The organism is Paenibacillus planticolens, from assembly GCF_013141725.1.
Taxonomy (GTDB): Bacteria; Bacillota; Bacilli; order Paenibacillales; family NBRC-103111; genus Paenibacillus_E; species Paenibacillus_E planticolens.
Genome location: NZ_WHNZ01000052.1, coordinates 38,629 through 53,672 on the forward strand (window position 1 = coordinate 38,629; position 15,044 = coordinate 53,672).

Consider the following 15,044-nt stretch of genomic DNA (forward strand, 5'->3'; position numbering starts at 1 on the left):
CATGAGCAAACTTGAGCTTAGACGCATTCACCATGGGTTCACTAGCAAAAAACAACGTGTCCCCGTGCTGACGGATATTTCACTGCATGTTAATGACGGGGAATTCGTGTCCATCATTGGTCCTTCCGGCAGCGGAAAGAGCACACTGTTTCACATTATTGGCGGACTCATTACCCCTTCATCAGGGGAGGTTTGGCTGGATGACGCCAACGTAACCGGCAGCAAAGGGCTTATCAGCTATATGCCGCAGCAGCCTGCTTTGTTTCCGTGGCGCTCTATCGAAGCGAACGTAGCGCTCTCGCAAGAAGTCGCTGGACAATCGCGTGCGGCTGCACTGGAAAAAGCGAGAGAATGGCTGCCGAAGGTCGGGCTAGGCGGCTATGAGAACGAACTGCCGCATGTGCTGTCAGGCGGCATGCAGCAGCGCGTCTCGTTTCTGCGGGCGCTGCTGAGCCCTCAGGAAGTGATGTGTCTGGACGAGCCCTTCGGTTCCTTGGACGCACTAACCCGGCAAGCCATGCAATCATGGCTGTTGAACATATGGGAGCAGAACAAACGGTCCATTCTGTTCGTGACTCACAGCATTGAAGAGGCGTTATTTCTATCGGATCGCATCTATGTCCTCTCCAACAAACCTGCTCAAGTGATTGAAGAGCTGGTTGTGCCCTTTGAGCGGCCTCGCCAAGAAAAAGTAATGACGCAGCCGGAATTCCACGAGCTTCGGCAGCATATTCAGAGCCTTCTACGTCAGGAGATGATGTCATGATAAAAGCCATTGATGCTCATATTCATCTGGATATGTATGAAGAGGGCATGGCGCAAACGATCCTGTCGGAGCTGGCGCAGTCCCAAGTTGAGGCACTTATCGCTGTATCCCGGCACCTGGACTCCTGCAAGGCAACGGAGCGGCTGCGGGCGCAAGCGCCTGAGCAGGTTTATGCCGCTTATGGCTATCACCCGGAGCAAGAGCTGCCTACCGAGTCTCTGCTTCAAGAACTGTTAGCGTGGATTCGCGATCATGCGAGCGAGATGGTTGCTGTCGGTGAGATCGGCTTGCCCTACTATACGAGGCTGGAAGCAGAAGAGAAGGAGGAAAAGCTGGATTATACCCCTTATGTCCGACTGCTTGAGCGTTTCTTGGAACTGGCAGCTCATCTAGCCAAACCCGTCGTCCTGCATGCCGTATATGAAGATGCCGATATCGTGTGCGATCTTCTTCAGAAGCATGGTGTTAAAAAGGCGCATTTCCACTGGTTCAAAGGATCGCCTCAGACGGTTCAGCGAATGATTCAGGCGGGTTACTACATCTCCATTACGCCGGATGTTCAATATGAAGAGGAGATCCGTGAATTGGTTCGCAATTATCCGCTTGAGCTGATTATGGTCGAAACGGACGGTCCTTGGCCATTCGAAGGAACATTCGAGGGACAGGTGACTCATCCGCGCATGATTCATGCCGTCATCCACGAAATTGCGCTTCTGCACGAAATGTCGGCAGATCATGTAGCGCATACAATTATGCGCAATACGAAACAATTTTATAACGCTCTTACCGTTGGTTAATTGAAGCTGGACATCTGTTCGTATTGGTTTTATAATCAAATAGAACGTATGTTCGATTTCTAGATGAGGTGAGTATATAAATGACAGTCAGATGCGCTTGGGTCAATGAGGATCCGTTATATGTCCATTACCATGATCACGAATGGGGAGTTCCTGTTCACGATGATCTCCAATTGTTCGAGATGTTGAATTTGGAAGGCGCTCAAGCTGGATTGAGCTGGTATACCATACTAAAGAAGCGAGAAGGCTATCGCGAAGCGTTTGACGGATTTGATCCGCATATCATCATCCAGTATGATGACAAGAAGCTGGCTGAGCTTCTGCTGCACCCGGGTATTGTGCGCAACCGGTTGAAAATCGCATCCGTTGTTCAGAATGCGAAAGCTTTCCTAAACGTGCAGCAAGAATTCGGGTCTTTCGACAACTATATTTGGGGATTTGTTGGCGGTCAGCCAATCAAGAATCACTGGACGGATATGAGTCAAGTACCGGCCACATCGGAAATTTCCGATGCTATGAGCAAGGATCTGAAGAAGCGCGGGTTCAAATTCGTCGGTTCCACAATTTGCTATGCGTATATGCAAGCTGTTGGCATGGTGAACGATCATAACCAACAATGCTTTCGTTATCACAGTGTGAATTAAAAGGAGAAGGCCATCTGCTAAGGACGAATGTCCAGGCAGATGGCCTTCTGTGTGCTACACTCAGGCATATTGGAGCTGTTTCTCCATCAAGTTATATTTAATCAAATAAATCCGCTTGCGTATGTAAAAGTCGTATACGGCACCTGTTAATTCCTTCGGTTTAATGCGGTTGTTCGTATCGTTGTCTATGATGATCACAGAGCCGTCGTCATAAAACTTGAAAGTGTAATCGGCATAGTGGGAATGCGCTTCATCCAGCATGGCATTAATCTGTCCGGGAAGAAGATGGTCAGTGTCACACAATGCCTTGTGGTACCAATAATCTCTCTCAATAAAACGGAAATTGTGACTGGCGTTCATCATGTAACTACCTCCTCATCTAAATGGAACGTTTGTTCTTGTTTTTATTATATCAAACAAACGTTCGCATTGGAAGAGGAATCTCTGAAAAACAGGAAAAATTTTCATAGAAAAAAACCTCCAATCAGCTGGATTGAAGGTTCCTCACAGAAACAATATGTTTGGTAATCGCCAGACCGTGCATGCGGCCTGTTTCAATGAAAATTTCGTTCGCATCGTATTTGGAGGAAGCGACTACTCCCGCAACGTATAAGCCCGGAATGCTCGTTTCCATCGTTTCGGGGTTAATAAGGGGAGCGTTCGTTTCTTCATGAAAACCGACGCCGAGCGATGTCAGCAGTCCCCGATCCGGCCGGAAGCCGGTAAGGGCAAGCACAAAGTCATTATCGAGCTTGACTTCCTCGTTTTCTTTTCGCACCAAGACCGACTGTTCTTCGATTCGTACGACTTGGGAGTCAAACCACATCCGGATTCTGCCTTTGTTCACCATACTTTCAAATGTCGGACGAACCCACGGTTTAATATTGGCGGAAAAGTCCTTGCCCCGATAAATGACGGTTACCTCAGCGCCAACTCTGAGCAAGTCCATGGCGGCGTCGACCGCGGAGTTGTTCCCGCCGATAATGGCAACCTTGGCTCCCGAATAGGGATGGGCTTCTTTATAATAGTGCGTCGTTTTTGGCAGATCTTCTCCCGGGATGCCCAGCATGTTCGGATGATCGAAATAGCCGGTAGCTACGATAACGCGCTTAGCCGTGTACGCCGTTTTTTTGCCAAATTGATTCTCCGTATGTACGTTAAATCCTGTCTCTGTTTTTTCAATAGAAACAACTTCCTCATAGGAATGAATGCGCAGGTTCTCTCTTCGCGCCACCTCTCTGTAGTACACCAAAGCCTCTTGGCGATAGGGCTTCTCGTGCGGGGTGGAAAAAGGATAGCCGCCAATTTCAAGCAGCTCCGGCGTGCTGAAAAACTGCAAATACGTAGGATATAAATAGATGGCGTTTACGATACAATTTTTTTCTATAAGTAATGGAGACAGTCCTTCGCGCTGTAAAGCGATAGCGGCGGACAATCCGCAAGGCCCGGCTCCAATGACGATTACTTCTTCCAACATGCAACAACCCCTTCTTAGCTTTTTACTCATCTTATAGTATCGCAAGCTGAAGGGGATGCCAAGTTGAAGAAAGCAAAATAGAGCAGAGAGCTATCCGATAACACTCGAATAAGCCAACTGCTCCAGTCCCTTGACTGCTGTATTACTGCTGTTTTACTTCTGATTCAATTGATTTCCTTCATTGCTTTCGCTAATATCATCTTTCGCTATGTTGACTTGGGTTATGCTAGGCGCGTTTTCTAATGTGTCATTGACGAATTCTAAGTCTTGATTTTTGGCGTTCATATTCGTAGTTCCTTTGTAATTGCCCGTATGCTTTTTATTTTCCATCGTTTATCATCCTTTCTGCGTCAGTTTTATGTTCAGGCTTAACGTGTACACTTGCTTCTGATTTTATTCCCGCAGGGGCTCTGTAGTTCGTTAGGACAAAATCCGCTATAATAAGTGAAGCTGGTTAAAAAAGGAGAAATGAAACGATGAATTCAAAGCCTATTAAACATATGGTTGTTTTTAATTTGCATGTCGGCAAGGATACTCCGGAAGCAGAGCAATTCCTAAAAGACAGCGCTCAAGAGCTTGCGGCAATACCGGGCGTTGAGCACTTTGAAGTCTTTCGTCAAGTGAGTGCCAAGACGGATTACGATTATGCATTTTCGATGGTGTTTGCTAATCAGGCGGCATATGACGCGTACAATGGACATCCCGTACATATGCATTACGTAGCCGAGCGTTGGGTAAAGGAAGTCAGCCGCTTTCAAGAAATCGATTTAACGATATTTGAGTAAGGAGAGCTTCTTCATGAAACCATTGAAATTACCGAAGGAAGAGAAGGAAGCGCTGATCCATGACTTGCAGGAATATATGGAGGCAGACCACGGGGTCACGATGGGCGGCTTAGCGGCAGAACAATTGATTGACTTCATGATCGGGCAGTTGGCTGCTCCGATTTATAATCAAGCTATCGAAGATGCGAGCAAAACGGCGATGGATAGAATGAGCGCATTGGAAGAAGATTTGTATGCCATGAAAATATCACGAAAAACGCGAAGATAGCACTGCTGTCAAGCTGTTTGAGGGGGAAGCGGGCACGATGAACAAGTCAGAAGAAATATTCGATATCTATGATGAGCAAATGAAATGGATCGGAAAGGCGCCGCGCTCGGAAGTGCATGCGAAAGGATTGTGGCACATCACTTTTCAGTGCTGGATCGTAAGTTTGGAAGGGGCAGAACCTTCGCTGCTGCTGCAACTGAGACACCCGGATAAAGATTTGTTCCCGAATTTGCTGGACATTTCCTGTGCCGGACATCTGGCAGCGGGGGAAACGGTTGAAGACGGCGCACGTGAACTGCAGGAAGAATTAGGATTGAAGGTTGATTTCACGGAGTTAATTCCTTGCGGATTGTTCGCGGAAGAGGATCTGATGTCGGACGATCTCATAGATCGCGAGTTTTGCCACGTCTTTATTTATCGCTGTGATCAACCGCTGACGAAATATGTTTTACAGGCTGATGAGGTTACAGGCCTTTTTAAAGTAAGTACTTCGGGGCTAGAGCGTCTAGTGCATGGAGAAATCGGACAACTGGAAGCATACGGCTATCAAACTGGACCAAACGGTCAACTGGAAAAATCGGATAAACTCGTAACTCTGGAGGATTTGGTTCCGCATCCTGCGGCTTATTATGATCTTGTGTTCAAAACACTGAAGAAGAACGGGCTGTTCGCATGATAAAGAACCGATTCGGATAACCGGACCGGTTCTGCATACACACACGCAAGGTGCTATACGAAGTATTTGTTCGCTATGTAGGAATAAGCGATGTAACCTATGATGGAGAGTCCGAAACAAACAATTCCAAGCACGGTTTTACGCTTAAACAGAAGCAAAAATCCGGCACTGAAGGCCGATCCTATAAGCAGCATTGCAATAAAAGTAAGAATTCCCATGAATTTTAATCTCCCTACCCCTTGTTTACGTAATCACGTACCATGTCCTCGGTTACATAAGACCGGAGGGGAGAAATACCTTCTTTGGCATGGGCGATGATTCGGGCCGTAACCGCATTAATGGCATCAACGGTAAACGGAAGCCCCTTTCTGCACAAATCGACTGCAGCGTCAATCGCACTCTCGCGCTGTGCATCCAGTTCAGCAAATCGCACGAGATGCATATGCTGTGCATTCGAATGTTTGGATATCGCTTCATGTACATTCATCTTCAAGTTCTCCTTTTCGTGACCAGATATTTCTTCAGTATACACGATTGCGTGGGTCAGGAACAGTTTTTACAGGAGGAATTCCGAATAATATTCGACAAATTTTAACTAACTGAAAGCTCGGAGTGAAGGAAATGAATACGTTACCGATTGAAGCTGTACTTCCCCAATTGAAAGAAGCATTAAGAACACGCACGTGTGGCGTGCTGGTTGCTCAGCCCGGTGCCGGGAAAACGACGCAAGTTCCGCTAGCACTTATGCAAGAAGCGTGGCTGCAAAACCAAAAAATCCTTATGCTGGAGCCCAGAAGACTTGCCGCCAGAGCCGCGGCCCGTTATATGGCGGGACTTCTGGGTGAAGCGGTTGGCCAGACCATCGGATACCGGGTCAAAAACGATACGTGCATCGGACCGCATACACGGATTGAAGTGATCACGGAAGGTGTCCTTACCCGGATGCTCCAAACGGATCCCGCTTTGGAAGGCGTAGGACTTGTCATTTTTGATGAGTTTCACGAGCGAAGTTTGCATGCGGATCTAGGGCTGGCTCTCAGCCGGCAATCGCAAACGCTGCTGCGCGAGGACCTGCGTATTCTCATCATGTCCGCAACCATTGAAGCCAAACCGGTTGCGGACATGCTGGATCAGGCTCCGATTATTGAAAGCGAAGGGCGGGCCTATCCCGTAACGACGCATTACTTGAGCGTCAAACAAGATGAAAGACTTGAAACTTCTGTGGTCAAAATTGTTCGTCAAGCGTTACAGGCGGACGAAGGCAGCTTGCTTGTCTTTCTTCCGGGTGCAGCCGAAATCCATCGTGTTGCCGGCAGTCTTGCCGCACTGCAGTTGGGTACGGAAGTGGAAGTTGCACCTCTGTACGGAAATCTAGCCCAAGAGGCGCAGGACCGCGCATTGGCGCCATGCAGACCCGGGCACCGGAAAGTTGTGCTCGCCACCTCTATCGCCGAGACCTCGCTAACCGTCGAAGGAGTCACGGTTGTGATTGACAGCGGCCTCATGCGGGTGCCGCGTTTCTCGCCGCGCACCGGCATGACCCGCCTGATGACGGTGCCTGTGTCCGCGGCCTCTGCCGATCAGCGCAGAGGCCGGGCCGGCCGTCTCGGTCCAGGCGTGTGCTACCGCCTGTGGACCGAGACCGAGCAGCGGCAGCTCGCACCCAGCTCAACGCCAGAAATCCGCGAAGCGGATCTGGCGCCGCTGGCGCTCGAACTCGCCGCCTGGGGCGTGACAGACCCAGCGGAGCTGGTCTGGCTGGATCCGCCGCCTGCCGCTGCTTACCGGCAGGCGCGCGAACTTCTCGTGCAGCTGGGCGCATTGCACGAGGACGGGGGCTTGACCGCGCATGGCAAGCGCATGGCAGCGCTGGGCCTGCACCCCCGGCTTGCGCACATGGTGCTGCAAGCCGTGCCGCTCGAGCTCGGCTCGCTTGCGTGCGAGCTCGCGGTGCTGCTGAGCGAGCGCGACATTCTGTCGAGCGCTCGCAGCCGTGATGCGGATGTACGCACCCGCATCGAAGTGCTCTGGCGCGCTGCGCAGGGCGAGCAGCGCGCAGAGGCAGACTTTGGCTTGTGCCGCCGGATTACGGCGGAAGCCAAAGCTCTGATGCAGTCGCTCGGCATCCGGCCGAGCGCGCAGTGGGCTTCGGCGAGCGGGTTGCTGCTCGCCTTCGCTTACCCCGATCGCGTCGCGCAGCGGCGCTCGACGGGCCGGTTCCTGCTCAGCAGCGGACGCGGTGCCGTGCTGCCTGAGCTGCAGGCACTCTCGAACGAGCGCTATCTGGTTGCGGCCGAGCTGGATGACAGCGGCGCGGAAAGCCGCATCTACTTAGCCGCACCTGTGCTGGAAGAAGAGCTTCTGGAAGCTTTCGAGGGTCGTTTGCTGCAGGAACAGGAAGTGATTTGGGATTCAGCGGCCGACACCGTTAAGGCCAGACAACGTCTGCGGCTTGGCGCCATCGTCCTTAAGGAAAAGCCATTGCAGGAGCCGAATCCTGATCTGCTTGTACAAGCCTTGATCACTGGCATTCGGGCAGAGTCCTTTGAGGCGCTGCCCTGGAACCGCAGTGCGCGGCAGCTGCAGCGGCGGGTTATTTTTCTGCACAGTCATGACGGCGAATGGCCGGATATGCGGGAAGATGCGCTGCTTGCAACCTTAGAGGATTGGTTAGCGCCTCATCTGTACGGCATGACGAGCAAAGGCGCGCTTGGGCGGCTTAACTTGACAAATATATTAGAGGAAATGCTAACATGGGAGCAGCGTCGCAGGTTGGAGGAGTGGGCGCCAACCCACATACAGGTGCCCAGCGGTTCGCGGATTCCCGTTGATTATAGCGTGTTGGAATCGCCGACATTATCTGTTCGGCTGCAAGAAATGTTCGGACTGGCGGATACGCCGCGAATCGCCAAGGGGCGGGTTCCGCTCACTTTGCATTTATTATCGCCCGCACAGCGCCCCGTTCAGGTGACGAAGGATTTGGCGAGCTTTTGGCGGGAGGCTTACTTCGAAGTCAAAAAAGATCTCAAAGGCCGTTACCCCAAGCATTATTGGCCGGACGATCCGATGGCCGCCATGCCTACAAATCGAGCCAAGCCGCGCGTTTGAGTTATTTAGCATGCGATGTGCCAGGAAGGGAACTGAGTGATGTATGACCGTTCGCTCCGCATCGGAGGAAATCGTCATTTATATAACGGCCGGCTTTGCCACGGCGCCTGATTTTCTAGACCGGTTCGGCGCGGCGCTCGCTGCCTGCTTTGAACAGGCGGGGGCGCGCGTTCGCGTTGTCATCCATTTCCCGTATGGAGATTGGAGCCGGCAGCGCCAAAAGCAGCTTCGAGAAATAACAAGCGATCTTTGGAATAATGCCCATGGGAAGCCTTCGCGTTATGGCGGCAAAAGCTTAACGAGGCTGATTGCCAACCATTTAAACCCGGATCAGAAATTGCTTTTGGTCGGTCACAGCGCCGGAGCCGTGGCGTCGATCCAGGCGGCAGGTGCTCTAATGAAGGAAGGCGTTCCTATTCTTGGGGTCATTCAAATCGGTTCGCCGAAATGCGCGATTCCTCCGGAACTTACGAACCGGGTTTTATATTTGAATGCGACTAATCAACTGGATCAAAAGATGGACCCGATTCCGCGGCTGGGCACCTGGGGGGGCTGGATGAAGTCCCGACTTGGCGTTCACCGCTGGCACCGGATGAAGCATGCTCCGGTCCACCGGATCACGTTGCCAATTATTGGCGGGCATGCTGACTATTTTAGGGATCATAAACCCTATGTTTGGCAGGATGCAACGAATTTGCAAACGACGATTGAAGTGATTTGGACGTGGTTGACGCAGCTTGAGGAACACGAGGAAAACGAGGAAAACGAGGATCATAGGGGACAAATTACAGAAAAGGAAGATGAACATGATTAATATTTTAAAAGCAAATATGGAACACAGTAAAGAAGACGGTTATCTTGGCCATGTGCAATTTGGTGTAGAAGGACATGAGCATCCCTACGAAATTACGCTGCAAAGCTTGCGGGGCAAGAACGATTGGAGTTATGCGCTGAACTTTTTGAGCGAGTCCGGTAAAGAAGAGGATATCGAAGCGGTGGAAGAGCTTTTGGAAGAAGACGAGTGGTTCGATTTGCTGGTGAATGCGGGGCTTCAGGCTTTAGAAAAATAGTTGGGAGACGTGGCGCAGACAGTAAGGGGGAAGATAAGCATGGAGTCTCGGAACGATTCAGAGGTAAAACAGGTGCTTAAGACAAGTTACGATCAGCAGGCGAGATTGCGGAACGGGGAAACCATGCAGTCGTGGAAAATCGACGAGCTCGACCGTTTCATCGCTAAATTAAATCGGCAGGCTCCGGCGGGGGGCGGCGGCAAGCGGGTTTTGGATCTCGGCAGCGGGCCGGGACATCAGGCGGACTATTTGAGGGAGCATGGCTGTGATGTCGTGTGCATCGATTTGTCGGACGAAATGGTCGCGATTTGCAGAGAAAAAGGGCTCGAAGCCTTTGCCATGGATTTCTTCGCACTGGATCTGCCGCCGGCGTCGTTTGACGCTGTATGGTCCATGAATACGCTGCTGCATGTGCCTAAGTGTAGTCTTAAGCAAGTGCTGGAGAACATTGAACGTGTGCTGAAGCCCGAAGGTTTCTTCTATCTTGGACTGTATGGAGGATACGAGAGCGAGGGAATTTGGGAAAATGACTCGTACAGACCGCAACGCTTTTTCGCCTTCTATGAAGATGCGCAAATCCAGGAGCGGGTTGGCGAAGTTTTCGACATTGAACACTTTAACGTACTTCCTTTGGCAGATATGCAGCCGCATTACCAATCGATCATCGCCAGTAGAAAACAACTGAACCCGTGATTTCGCGGGTTTTTTGCGATTGTTTGCAAGGATGGGAACCCTTGATACTTATCACGCTCCTGACATCTCCACAATATGTACATACAAGTTAAGCGAATGGTATAATACGTTCAGAATCAAACGCCTGAGGAGAAACCGAAATATGAAAGAAAAGCAAATGCCGAAATACATGCAGCTAAAGCAGGAGATTTTATCGTGGCTTCACACCGGGAAACTGAAACCGAATGATCAGATGCCTTCGGAGAACGAGATTGCCGAGCAATTCCAGATGAGCCGGCAGACGGTTCGCCAGACGTTTGGCGAGTTGGAGCAAGAGGGCTGGTTATACCGGATGCAAGGAAAAGGAACCTTTGTGTCTACGCCGCAAACACAAAAAGGCCGCGATGTGCAGACGATTGGCATCTTGACCACCTATATATCCGATTATATTTTTCCCCATATTGTGAGAGGGGCGGAGTCAGCCTTACGTTCCAGAGGCTACAGACTTGTGTTGTCCTCGACGGATAACGATAAAGACAAGGAAAAGGAAAGTCTTAACATGATGTTGAGCCAGCCCTTAAGCGGGCTGATTATTGAGCCTACGAAAAGCGCCGAAGGCAATCCGAATATCAACTATTACCTTTCGCTCGATTATCAGCATATTCCGTATTTGATGATTAACGAACGCTATCCCGAAATGAATTGTCCGTCCCTGGTCGTGGACGACGAAGAGGGCGGATTTAAGGCGGCACAGCATCTGATCGAGCTTGGGCATCGCAAGATTGCCGGTTTTTTCAAGACGGACGATTTGCAGGGGATCAATCGCCTGAAAGGATTTATTCGGGCGCATCATCACTACCAAGTCCCATTATTGCCTGAGTTGGTCATTCACTACTCGACGGAGGAAAAAAGGCAGAAGCCGTACGATAATGCGCTGACGCTGCTTGGTCAGGACGAGCGCCCTACGGCTTTCGTTTGTTACAACGATGAGCTGGCTGTGCATTTGCTAGAAGCTGTACGTACATCTGGCCTTCAAGTTCCACAGGATGTCTCTTTAGTTGGGTTTGACGACTCCTCATTAGCGACAGCTACCGAGGTGAAACTGACGACGCTTACGCATCCCAAAACTGAATTAGGTTCAGATGCCGCTGAGTTATTGATCGATATGATTGAGAATAAGCGAGTAATCGGGAGAGAGACCGGGAAAATTTATAAGCCTGAATTAATCATAAGAGAATCTACGATAGGCATCTAGCGAAGAAAAATTAAATCTAGCCAACTTGTACGTACAAGTGTTATACTGGACATAGAGATTGGAAATTCTAAGGAGGTTCTCTATGTCCAAAAAGTATGCGATTGGCGTTGACTATGGCACGGAATCCGGCCGCGCCGTTCTGGTGGATTTGAGTGACGGTACAGAAGTTGCCGACCATGTGACCCCATATCCGCACAACGTTATTGATGAGAAGCTGCCGGTATCCGGCGTTAAACTTGCGTATGACTGGGCACTTCAGCACCCGCAAGATTATTTGGATGTACTGACGCGTTCGGTTCCCGCCGTCGTGCAAGCGTCGGGCGTAGATCCGGCAGATATTATCGGTCTTGGCATCGATTTCACGGCCTGCACGATGCTTCCGGTGGATACGCAGGGTCAGCCGCTTTGTTTTAACCCGGAGCTGGCGAATAATCCGCACAGCTGGGTGAAGCTGTGGAAGCATCATGCCGCGCAAGACGAGGCGAACCAAATTAATGAAATCGCGGAACGCAGAGGAGAGGCCTTCCTTCCCCGGTACGGCGGGAAAATTTCGTCGGAGTGGATGATTGCGAAGGTTTGGCAGATTTTGAATGAAGCTCCGGACATCTACGAACAAACCGATCGTTTCCTGGAAGCGACCGACTGGGTCGTATCGCAGATGACAGGGGCAGCAGAAATAGTACGCAATAGCTGTACGGCCGGATATAAAGCGATTTGGCATAAGAAAGACAGCTATCCAAGCAACGAGTTCTTTAAAGCGCTTGACCCGCGTTTAGAGGATTTAACTCAAACGAAGCTGCGCGGCGAGGTAGTGGCTCTTGGCACCAAAGCCGGAGAGTTAACAGAATCTATGGCTAAATTAATGGGCTTGCAGCCAGGCATTGCCATTGCTGTCGGAAATGTAGATGCGCACGCGGCTGTACCGGGGGTAGGTGTTGTAACACCTGGGAAATTGGTGATGGCGATGGGAACTTCGATTTGCCATATGCTTCTAGGAACAGAGGAGCGGGAAGTTGAAGGCATGTGCGGTGTTGTTGAAGACGGCATCATCCCGGGATATTTGGGCTATGAGGCGGGACAGTCCGCGGTCGGAGATATTTTTGCCTGGTACGTGGAACAAGGCGTGCCTGCCTATGTGCAAGCAGCGGCGGAGCATGAAGGAACGAATGTGCATGAATGGCTGGAGCGTCGTGCATCCGCTTACAAACCAGGCGAAACTGGTTTGCTTGCGTTGGACTGGTGGAATGGGAACCGCTCGGTGCTGGTCGATACAGAGCTTAATGGCCTTATTCTTGGCTACTCGCTTTTGACGAGGCCGGAAGAGGTTTACCGGGCGCTGCTAGAGGCAACGGCATTTGGAACTCGTAAAATTGTTGACGCCTTTCACAATAACGGGGTTGAAGTACAGGAATTGTATGCATGCGGCGGGCTTCCGCAAAAGAATCGCCTGCTGATGCAAATCTATGCGGATGTGACCAATCGCGAGATTCTAATCGCGGATTCCAAGCAGACGCCGGCGCTGGGGGCTGCCATGTTCGGAGCCGTAGCCGCAGGAGCTGCTAAAGGCGGGTACGATAATATCGTAGATGCCGCACAAAAAATGGCGCGCGTACGCAAAGAAACATTTAAGCCTGTTCCGGAAAATGTCGCGGTTTACGAGAAGCTGTATCAAGAGTACAGCAAGCTGCACGATTATTTCGGACGCGGAGAGAACGATGTGATGAAGCGGCTTCGTGCTATTCGGGAGGAAGCCCGGCACTAATTCCTGATCTTCGATTCCCCTCATTCCAAATCCATATTCCAAATTCCAGGGAGGCAAATTGCCATGAACTCTTTTTCAGATAAAGTATTTTGGTTCGTAACCGGAAGTCAACACCTGTATGGACCTGAGACATTGCTTCAGGTGGAAGAACATTCCAAACAAATGACGGAAGGGATTGACCGTGATGCGTCGATTCCGAGCAAACTTGTGTTCAAACCTGTCTTGACTACGCCGGATGCGATCCGTAGACTATGTCTGGATGCTAATGCCGATGACAATTGCGCAGGCATTATAACTTGGATGCATACGTTTTCCCCAGCGAAAATGTGGATTGCCGGCCTTGCCGAATATCGCAAGCCGCTCCTCCACTTGCATACACAATTTAATCGTGATATTCCTTGGGAAACGATCGATATGGATTTCATGAATCTTAATCAAGCGGCGCACGGCGATCGCGAATACGGCTTCATCGGCGCACGAATGGGCATTTCCCGGAAAGTGGTCGTTGGTTACTGGGAAGATCCGGAAGTCCTCTCCCGTATTGCCGGTTGGATGCGCACAGCGGTTGCTTTCGTTGAAGGCCGCAGTCTGAAAGTAGCGCGCTTTGGCGATAACATGCGTCAAGTCGCCGTGACGGAAGGCGATAAAGTCGAAGCGCAAATTAAATTTGGTTGGTCCATTAACGGTTATGGCGTGGGTGACCTTGTTCAGCGCGTCAGAGACATTTCCGAATCGGAAGTGGATCAATTGATGGATGAATACAATGAAGTTTATGACATAACGCCTGAAGGACGCTCGGCAGGACCGGTGCGTGAAGCGATTCGCGAGCAAGCGCGCATTGAGCTGGGGATGAAAAGCTTTTTGCAGGAAGGCGGCTTCGGCGCGTTCACGACGTCATTTGAGGACCTGCACGGATTGAAGCAGCTGCCAGGACTTGCCGTTCAACGCTTGATGGGGCAAGGCTACGGCTTCGGCGGCGAAGGCGACTGGAAGACGGCAGCGCTCACCCGCGTTATGAAGATTATCGCGGGCAACGAAGGCACGTCGTTCATGGAGGACTACACGTATCACATGGAACCGGGGCAAGAACTGGTTCTTGGCGCTCACATGTTGGAAATTTGTCCGACGATCGCAGCAACTCGTCCCAAAATCGAGGTTCATCCGCTGGGTATCGGCGGGAAAGCCGATCCGGCACGCCTCGTCTTCGACGGCGCTTCCGGCGCGGCACTGAATGCATCGCTGATCGATATGGGCAACCGTTTCCGCTTGTTGATTAATGAGGTGGACGCGGTTCAACCAGCGAAAGCGATGCCTAAGCTGCCTGTTGCGCGCGTTCTGTGGAAGCCGCAGCCGTCGCTGCGCGATTCAGCGGAGGCTTGGATCTACGCAGGCGGAGCACATCATACTGTATTCTCCTATAACGTAAGCACGGAGCAGCTCGTGGACTGGGCTGAACTGGCTGGTGTAGAAGTGGTGATTATTAATAAGAACACGTCAACGCTGCAGTTCCGTAACGAGCTTCGTTGGAGCGAGGCGGCTTGGAAGCGCTAGGAGAGCAAGAGCAGCTCCACGCAGGAAGCAAAAAGAAGACCGTTCTTCCCTTTTGTGGAAGACGGTTTTCTTTTTGAAGATATGATAAAGAAGTCACTTTTGTCGATGTCAGCGCTATTTTCATCCATTGACTTCCATGTTTCTCATGCTTTAAAGTTAAATTCATACGAGCCTGTCCAAAATATGGGCAATGCATTAGGAGGATAACACGAC

General features: G+C 50.8%; 18 protein-coding genes. 13 read left to right on the forward strand and 5 right to left on the reverse strand.

The genetic code is table 11. From position 1 onward, the window contains the following. Window position 1 precedes the first annotated feature (1 nt). The 3 genes from GC097_RS23950 to GC097_RS23960 all read left to right on the forward strand — a co-directional run bounded on the left by GC097_RS23950 (window position 2) and on the right by GC097_RS23960 (window position 2,207). Window positions 2-766, forward strand: a complete 765-nt coding sequence (locus GC097_RS23950) for an ABC transporter ATP-binding protein (protein WP_171685830.1) — start codon at window positions 2-4, stop codon at window positions 764-766. Beyond that, complete coding sequence (locus GC097_RS23955; RefSeq protein WP_171685831.1) at window positions 763-1,563, forward strand: TatD family hydrolase; 801 nt, start codon at window positions 763-765, stop codon at window positions 1,561-1,563. The genes GC097_RS23950 and GC097_RS23955 overlap by 4 nt, the downstream gene beginning before the upstream one ends. 80 nt (window positions 1,564-1,643) lie before the next feature. Then, a complete protein-coding gene (locus GC097_RS23960; RefSeq protein ID WP_171685832.1) occupies window positions 1,644-2,207 on the forward strand; it encodes a DNA-3-methyladenine glycosylase I in 564 nt (187 codons plus the stop codon). 60 nt (window positions 2,208-2,267) lie between these two features. Here the strand turns inward: GC097_RS23960 and GC097_RS23965 are convergent, their stop codons facing one another. The 3 genes from GC097_RS23965 to GC097_RS23975 all read right to left on the reverse strand — a co-directional run bounded on the left by GC097_RS23965 (window position 2,268) and on the right by GC097_RS23975 (window position 4,014). Beyond that, window positions 2,268-2,570, reverse strand: a complete 303-nt coding sequence (locus tag GC097_RS23965) for a hypothetical protein (protein ID WP_246294429.1) — start codon at window positions 2,568-2,570, stop codon at window positions 2,268-2,270. A gap of 121 nt (window positions 2,571-2,691) precedes the next feature. Continuing rightward, entirely contained in the window at window positions 2,692-3,681 is a 990-nt protein-coding gene (locus tag GC097_RS23970) for a YpdA family putative bacillithiol disulfide reductase (RefSeq protein WP_171685881.1), read from the reverse strand. 156 nt (window positions 3,682-3,837) lie between these two features. Beyond that, window positions 3,838-4,014, reverse strand: a complete 177-nt coding sequence (locus GC097_RS23975) for a hypothetical protein (RefSeq protein WP_171685833.1) — start codon at window positions 4,012-4,014, stop codon at window positions 3,838-3,840. Window positions 4,015-4,160: 146 nt separating this feature from the next. Here GC097_RS23975 and GC097_RS23980 point away from each other — a divergent pair, with 146 nt between their 5' ends. Genes GC097_RS23980 through GC097_RS23990 form a run of 3 tightly spaced genes read left to right on the forward strand, consistent with a single transcriptional unit; the run spans window position 4,161 to window position 5,413 of the window. Then, window positions 4,161-4,469 (forward strand): Dabb family protein, encoded by a 309-nt coding sequence (locus GC097_RS23980; protein ID WP_171685834.1) that lies wholly within the window; start codon window positions 4,161-4,163, stop codon window positions 4,467-4,469. A gap of 13 nt (window positions 4,470-4,482) precedes the next feature. Then, complete coding sequence (locus tag GC097_RS23985; protein WP_171685835.1) at window positions 4,483-4,737, forward strand: DUF2164 domain-containing protein; 255 nt, start codon at window positions 4,483-4,485, stop codon at window positions 4,735-4,737. A 37-nt stretch (window positions 4,738-4,774) separates the two neighbouring features. Further along, on the forward strand, window positions 4,775-5,413 hold the full coding sequence (locus tag GC097_RS23990; RefSeq protein WP_171685836.1) for an NUDIX hydrolase: 639 nt from the start codon (window positions 4,775-4,777) through the stop codon (window positions 5,411-5,413). 53 nt (window positions 5,414-5,466) lie between these two features. Here the strand turns inward: GC097_RS23990 and GC097_RS23995 are convergent, their stop codons facing one another. Together GC097_RS23995 and GC097_RS24000 are read right to left on the reverse strand one after the other, a co-directional pair. After that, entirely contained in the window at window positions 5,467-5,631 is a 165-nt protein-coding gene (locus tag GC097_RS23995) for a hypothetical protein (protein WP_171685837.1), read from the reverse strand. Between the two features lie 14 nt (window positions 5,632-5,645). After that, on the reverse strand, window positions 5,646-5,900 hold the full coding sequence (locus tag GC097_RS24000; protein WP_171685838.1) for a YpbS family protein: 255 nt from the start codon (window positions 5,898-5,900) through the stop codon (window positions 5,646-5,648). A 134-nt stretch (window positions 5,901-6,034) separates the two neighbouring features. On the opposite strand from GC097_RS24000, the gene hrpB reads away from it, so the two are divergent. The 7 genes from hrpB to araA all read left to right on the forward strand — a co-directional run bounded on the left by hrpB (window position 6,035) and on the right by araA (window position 14,831). Then, window positions 6,035-8,521 carry an ATP-dependent helicase HrpB gene (hrpB, locus tag GC097_RS24005; RefSeq protein WP_171685839.1) on the forward strand — a complete coding sequence of 829 codons (2,487 nt, stop codon included), beginning with the start codon at window positions 6,035-6,037 and terminating at the stop codon, window positions 8,519-8,521. A 43-nt stretch (window positions 8,522-8,564) separates the two neighbouring features. Continuing rightward, window positions 8,565-9,335, forward strand: coding sequence for a hypothetical protein (locus GC097_RS24010; RefSeq protein WP_171685840.1), 771 nt, complete (start codon window positions 8,565-8,567; stop codon window positions 9,333-9,335). Then, the gene (locus GC097_RS24015) at window positions 9,322-9,591 is read left to right on the forward strand and encodes a hypothetical protein (protein ID WP_171685841.1); all 270 of its coding nucleotides are present in this window, start codon (window positions 9,322-9,324) and stop codon (window positions 9,589-9,591) included. The genes GC097_RS24010 and GC097_RS24015 overlap by 14 nt, the downstream gene beginning before the upstream one ends. A 39-nt stretch (window positions 9,592-9,630) precedes the next feature. Further along, on the forward strand, window positions 9,631-10,284 hold the full coding sequence (locus GC097_RS24020; RefSeq protein ID WP_171685842.1) for a class I SAM-dependent methyltransferase: 654 nt from the start codon (window positions 9,631-9,633) through the stop codon (window positions 10,282-10,284). 142 nt (window positions 10,285-10,426) lie between these two features. Continuing rightward, window positions 10,427-11,518, forward strand: a complete 1,092-nt coding sequence (locus GC097_RS24025) for a GntR family transcriptional regulator (RefSeq protein WP_171685843.1) — start codon at window positions 10,427-10,429, stop codon at window positions 11,516-11,518. 82 nt (window positions 11,519-11,600) lie between these two features. Then, window positions 11,601-13,280 carry a ribulokinase gene (locus GC097_RS24030; RefSeq protein ID WP_171685844.1) on the forward strand — a complete coding sequence of 560 codons (1,680 nt, stop codon included), beginning with the start codon at window positions 11,601-11,603 and terminating at the stop codon, window positions 13,278-13,280. Between the two features lie 63 nt (window positions 13,281-13,343). Continuing rightward, a complete protein-coding gene (araA, locus tag GC097_RS24035) occupies window positions 13,344-14,831 on the forward strand; it encodes an L-arabinose isomerase (protein ID WP_171685845.1) in 1,488 nt (495 codons plus the stop codon). The last annotated feature ends 213 nt before the right edge of the window (window positions 14,832-15,044 follow it).